This is a genomic window from Candidatus Skiveiella danica (genome assembly GCF_022705245.1).
Taxonomy (GTDB): domain Bacteria; phylum Pseudomonadota; class Gammaproteobacteria; order Burkholderiales; family Burkholderiaceae_C; genus Skiveiella; species Skiveiella danica.
On record NZ_JAKJEW010000105.1, the window covers coordinates 1 to 867 of the forward strand.

Annotated in this window: 1 protein-coding gene; it reads left to right on the top strand. The window is 67.1% G+C overall.

The features are described 5' to 3' along the window. A partial coding sequence (hemA, locus tag ACMUOY_RS20265; RefSeq protein ID WP_413894529.1) for a glutamyl-tRNA reductase occupies window positions 1-867 on the top strand: 867 nt, incomplete at both ends.

Genomic DNA, 867 nt, shown 5'->3' on the forward strand with positions numbered 1-867 from the left:
CGCCTTTCGTGTGGCCAGTGGGCTCGACTCGATGGTGCTGGGCGAACCCCAGATCCTGGGCCAGCTGAAGGACGCCGTGCGTGCCGCCGAGGATGCAGGTGCCCTGGGGACCACGCTGAACCAGATGTTCCAGCGCAGTTTCGCGGTGGCCAAGGAAGTGCGCACCTCGACCGAGATCGGCGCGCATTCCATCAGCATGGCGGCCGCCGCGGTGCGCCTGGCCGGCCAGTTGTTCGAAGACCTGGGCTCAGTCAAGGTGCTGTTTGTCGGCGCCGGCGAGATGATCGAACTGGCCGCCACGCACTTCGCCGCGAAGAACCCCAAGTCCATCGCCATTGCGAACCGCACGCTGGAGCGCGGCGAGAAGCTGGCCGTGCGCTTCGGTGGCGAAGTCATGCGCCTGGCCGACCTGCCCGAGCGCCTGCACGAATTCGATGCCGTGGTCAGCTGCACCGCCAGCACCCTGCCGATCATCGGCCTGGGTGCGGTGGAGCGTGCCCTGAAGAAACGGCGCCATCGCCCGATGTTCATGGTCGATCTGGCCGTGCCGCGTGACATCGAGCCAGAAGTCAAGGCACTGGAGGATATCTACCTCTACACCGTGGACGATCTGGCCAGCGTGGTGCAAACGGCGCAAGCCAACCGGCAGGCCGCCGTGGCGCAGGCCGAGGCGATCATCGACGCGGGCGTGCTGAGTTTCATGCACTGGATGGTGCAACGCGACCCGGTGCATGGCGTGGTGCCGCTGATCCAGCAGCTAAACGCCCAGGCCGACGAATGGCGCGCGGCGGAGATCGCCCGCGCGCGCAAACGTCTGGCCAAGGGCGAGGATCTGGACGCGGTGCTGGAAGCCCTCTCCCGCGGCCT